Source organism: Symbiopectobacterium sp. (genome assembly GCF_051710365.1).
Taxonomy (GTDB): domain Bacteria; phylum Pseudomonadota; class Gammaproteobacteria; order Enterobacterales; family Enterobacteriaceae; genus Symbiopectobacterium.
In genome coordinates, this window is record NZ_JBPETA010000225.1 from 1 (window position 1) to 4,425 (window position 4,425).

The 4,425-nt window shown below is 50.2% G+C and carries 6 protein-coding genes; 5 read left to right on the forward strand and 1 reads right to left on the reverse strand.

The window, feature by feature from the left end:
* Positions 1–390: 390 nt before the first annotated feature.
* From ACTBDZ_RS15380 to yciA, 4 genes are all read left to right on the forward strand, one after another.
* Entirely contained in the window at positions 391–753 is a 363-nt protein-coding gene (locus tag ACTBDZ_RS15380; protein ID WP_438815962.1) for a YkgJ family cysteine cluster protein, read from the forward strand.
* A gap of 136 nt (positions 754–889) precedes the next feature.
* Positions 890–1,642: a YciC family protein gene (locus tag ACTBDZ_RS15385; protein WP_438815963.1), complete on the forward strand. Its 753-nt coding sequence runs from the start codon at positions 890–892 to the stop codon at positions 1,640–1,642.
* 182 nt (positions 1,643–1,824) lie between these two features.
* A complete protein-coding gene (locus ACTBDZ_RS15390; RefSeq protein WP_264624756.1) occupies positions 1,825–2,379 on the forward strand; it encodes a septation protein A in 555 nt (184 codons plus the stop codon).
* 27 nt (positions 2,380–2,406) lie between these two features.
* Complete coding sequence (gene yciA, locus ACTBDZ_RS15395) at positions 2,407–2,847, forward strand: acyl-CoA thioester hydrolase YciA (protein WP_438815964.1); 441 nt, start codon at positions 2,407–2,409, stop codon at positions 2,845–2,847.
* Between the two features lie 80 nt (positions 2,848–2,927).
* Here yciA and tonB read toward each other — a convergent pair whose 3' ends face one another.
* Positions 2,928–3,692: a TonB system transport protein TonB gene (tonB, locus tag ACTBDZ_RS15400; RefSeq protein ID WP_438815965.1), complete on the reverse strand. Its 765-nt coding sequence runs from the start codon at positions 3,690–3,692 to the stop codon at positions 2,928–2,930.
* 138 nt (positions 3,693–3,830) lie between these two features.
* Here tonB and ACTBDZ_RS15405 point away from each other — a divergent pair, with 138 nt between their 5' ends.
* Complete coding sequence (locus ACTBDZ_RS15405) at positions 3,831–4,127, forward strand: YciI family protein (RefSeq protein WP_438815966.1); 297 nt, start codon at positions 3,831–3,833, stop codon at positions 4,125–4,127.
* Positions 4,128–4,425 lie beyond the last annotated feature (298 nt).

The following is a 4,425-nucleotide window of genomic DNA, read 5'->3' on the forward strand; positions in this document are numbered from 1 at the left end:
CGGTTTTTTCTTCATATCTGGCACGCTACGTCCTTGAACTGCCAAAGCATTACGTATGCGATACTCGAGAGCGGAATAGATCATCAGGCTACAAGTCATTACCATGAGTAGTGCTTCGATACGTTCTATGGTTTAAAGTCGTGCGCAGAATACCTCTAAGTGGGTATTCTTGTTTTAAGCCAGATCACAACTTTTGCGCTAAAAAAGCGAAATTCTAAACACATCAATATGCGCTAAATGCTTAAAAAACCTAAAATTGATTTGAATCAATTTTCAATTCAACGCGCATTTAGTGCGCTGGTTAATTCTGCACCTTCACGGCGATCAATCCGTGGCGCTATAGTGAGTGTCTGCCCGGCACCGTTGATGACGTTGTGGAAGAGGTAAACCATGGAGACGTCGAACCAGGAATCGAATATCGGTGATAACCTCGACAGTTGCCTGCGATGCGGTGCCTGCTGCGGTTTTTTTCGCGTTTCATTTTACTGGGCAGAAGCTGATGACGGTGGTGGACTGACACCGGCAGGTCTGACAGAACCCATTACTCCATTTATTCGTTGTATGCAGGGCACCAACAGCAAGGCTCACTGTCGTTGTACTGCGCTGGAAGGTGAGATCGGTCAGGCAGTCAGTTGCAACATCTATACACAGCGTCCCTCGCCGTGCCATGAGTTTTTACGGTCCGATGAGAATGGAGAGGAAAATGACGCCTGCAATCGAGCCAGAGCCCGCTATGGCTTGCCCCCGCTTTAACCTGCCGAATAAAATTGCAGCGAATACCCTTTTCAGACGTGCAGCAAGGTGCAACCTTTTGAGGTAACAGGTTACAATGCGGATCATTGGGCGCGGTGACGCGTCGTTTTCACTGTTGAATAGCCAAGGAGCCTTCATGTCTATCACGGCCGGTACCCTCTACCGTGACACTATGAATTTTACGCGTAACCAACTTATCGGCCTGTTGTTGCTGTCATTGCTCACGGCGGTCATTACTGTCATGTTAAATCAGGCATTGATACCGGCACCGGAACAGTTACAGCTATTGAGTAATGTCAGCGGCGATCTTTCCAGTACCGGTCAGTTAGGGTTGCACGACCTGATTCAACAAATGACGCCCGAGCAGCAGATGGTGCTGCTCAAAGTTTCCGCTGCCAGCACCTTTGCAGCACTGGTCGGCAATGCGTTGCTGACTGGCGGCGTGCTGACGCTGGTAAGACAGGTTTCTGCCGGACAACCTACCAGCGCGCTACGCGCGATTGGTGGTTCCGCTCCGCTGCTGCCGCGACTGTTCTTTTTGATTCTGGTGGGTACCATTTTGGTGCAGCTGGGCATGCTTCTGTTAATCGTGCCGGGGGTGTTGCTGGCCATAGCAGTGAGTATGTCACCGGTGATCGCAGCGGTTGAGAATAAAGGCGTTTTCGCCTCCATCCGCCTCAGCGCAAAGCTCGCCTACAGCAATCTGAAGCTGGTTGCCCCAGCCGTGCTTTTTTGGTTATTGGATAAAGTTGCCCTACTGATGCTGGTTGCGCGTCTGCCGCTGACATCGCCGACCACCATGGCAATTCTGATGAACGGGGTGAGTAACCTGATCTCTGCCATCTTTTTGATCTATCTTTTCCGTCTGTATATGTTACTGCGTCAATAATGCGCGAACATGCCGTCTGCGGGCGGCATGTTTGATTAACAAAAAAGTAATGTTCTGCAAATTCTTACGATAAAACAGGAAGCGGATGGCGCAATCAAGGATAATGATAACCAGCAGCAGACGATCGCCTATGGGTGAATGTGGTTAATCTTTGGCACCTCGCGTTGTAATAGGTCGATATAATGAAGCAACTTCTTGATTTCTTACCTTTAGTTATTTTTTTCGTCGTATACAAACTGCACGATATCTTTTGGGCAACCGGTGCGCTAATCGCTGCCACACTCGCCGCTTTCCTCTACAGCTGGTACAAGTTCCGCAAGGTAGAAAAAACCATGCTGGTCACCGTAGTGTTGGTGGCGGTGTTCGGCGGGCTGACTATCTATTTCCATAACCCCGAATTCATCAAATGGAAAGTGACAATCATTTATGCGCTGTTCGCCGGTGCGTTACTGATCGGTCAGTGGTTTTTCAACAAATCGCTGATTCAGAGCATGCTGGGCAAAGAGATTACGCTGCCGCAACCGGTTTGGCGTAAGCTGAATAGCGCTTGGGCACTGTTCTTCATTGCCTGCGGACTGCTCAATATCTATGTTGCGTTTTGGTTGTCAGAAGGGCTGTGGATGAACTTCAAAGTATTCGGGCTGACAGGGCTCACCTTGTTGTTTACACTGGCCTGTGGCGTTTACATCTATCGCCATCTGCCGCCTGAGCAGAATAATAACGAAAGCAAACAGTAATCCTTTAAACGTTAACCTGAGACGACGATGAGCACTACTCAAACTGCACCTCACGGTGAGCTGGTTCTGCGCACGCTGGCTATGCCCGCTGATACCAATGCCAATGGCGATATCTTTGGTGGCTGGCTGATGTCGCAAATGGACATTGGCGGAGCCATCATGGCGAAAGAGATTGCCGAAGGACGCGTTGTCACGGTACGCGTTGACGGCATGAGCTTCCTCAAACCCGTCGCCGTTGGTGATGTGGTTTGCTGCTATGCCCGCTGCCTGCGCACCGGTCGCAGTTCGCTGGACATCAATGTTGAAGTGTGGGTGAAAAAGGTCTCAACCGCGCCCATCGGGCAACGTTACCGCGCAACCCAGGCGCTTTTCACCTACGTTGCAGTGGATGAAGCGGGTCACCCCTGCGAATTACCGGCCGGGAAAAGCCACTTTACCGCACCCGACCCAGCCCAGGAACAACCCTGATCGCCCATTAACGTCACGGGCCTTGGACAAAAAAAGAACCGCATTTGCGGTTCTTTTTTTATTGATGTGCAGTGGCGGGTTTATTCAACCACAGCGCCACCATCAATTTTAAAGATGATGGTGACCTGCAAATCTTTACCCGGTTTTCCCGCTTCGTAACGCCATTTACGCATTGCCTGACGAATATCGCGTTCAAACATATTGCGCGGCTGTGCGTTCAGCACGCGGATATTGTCTACTCGCCCTTCACTATCTACATCAAACTGAAGCGTTGCCCTGCCTTCCACGCGCAGCGCAAACGCTCGTGCCGGATACTGCGGTTGCGCGCGGCTAAACGGGCGCGGCCCTGACGATTGCGCCGAGGCAGACGGTGCCGGAGCTTGACGTACAGGCGCATTGTCACAGGTTTTGCTGGCATCCTCTGAGGTAAACGGCGAGGGTGGCTGTTTCTCATCAGCCTTCTCTTGCGTCTTCTTCGGTTGCTCGACCTTTTTCTTCACCGGTTCCGTTTTCGGTTTCGGTTTCGGCTTAGGTTTCGGTTCTGGCTTTGGCTCAGGCAACGGGATCGCGACAGGCTGCGGCAAAGGTTCCGGCTCTGGCTCAGGTTGTTTCACTGCTTCGACCTGTGGTTCTGGCTCCGGCTGTACAGCCTGCGGTGCGGGAGCCGCTTCCGTCGCCGCAGGTGCGACCATCACAACGCTGATCGGCTTCGTCGCCTGAGGAAGTTCAAGTGCGTCATTAAACGATGCGTATAACAATACGGCGATTAATCCACCATGAGCGCCAACAGAAAGTAAAAAAGACCATGATTGGCGGCTGATTCCTAATAAAGTTGTTTGCGGCATAATTTTTCGTTGTCCTCTTAGCCGCCCAAGTTTAAATGCAAATAGCAATCATATTCAATAAGAACCCGATAATTTGTTAAAAAAACCACGGGCAGAGTATGATGGTGTTTTCACGCTATTCCCTTGAGGATTATCAAGATGTTGTACATCATTTTTGCTCAGGACGTTCCTGATTCATTGTCAAATCGTCTGGCTGCACGCCCTGCCCATTTGGCACGCTTGCAAACCTTGCGCGATGGAGGTCGGCTGCTTACAGCAGGTCCACTCCCCGCCGTTGATAGTGAAACCCCCGGTGATGCTGGATTTACCGGTTCCGCGGTTATTGCCGAATTTCCCTCACTGACCGACGCACAGCGCTGGGCTGATGCCGACCCTTACGTGGCCGCAGGCGTGTATCACAGAGTAATCGTAAAACCCTTCAAAAAGGTGTTTTAACCCTGTATTACCAACGGTTATTTTGTTTAAGACAGCATTTATGATGCAGCAAAAACGCCCGATTTAACGCGTTTTTGCTGTATTACCGGCTGTATTTCAACGCCGTGTTTATTTCAGTTAATTTGAAAAACATCAGTAACTGAAGGAAAAAGCTGAAATAATATAGTCATTTAACCGTCATTCCGCACCTACTTTAAGAATAAATTCGACGGTATCGCTCGCCGAGAACATCAACGATGGTCTTGTGAACAGAATTGAGGTTGGATACTTGTGGTGGTCTGTCACCAATACTGAACTC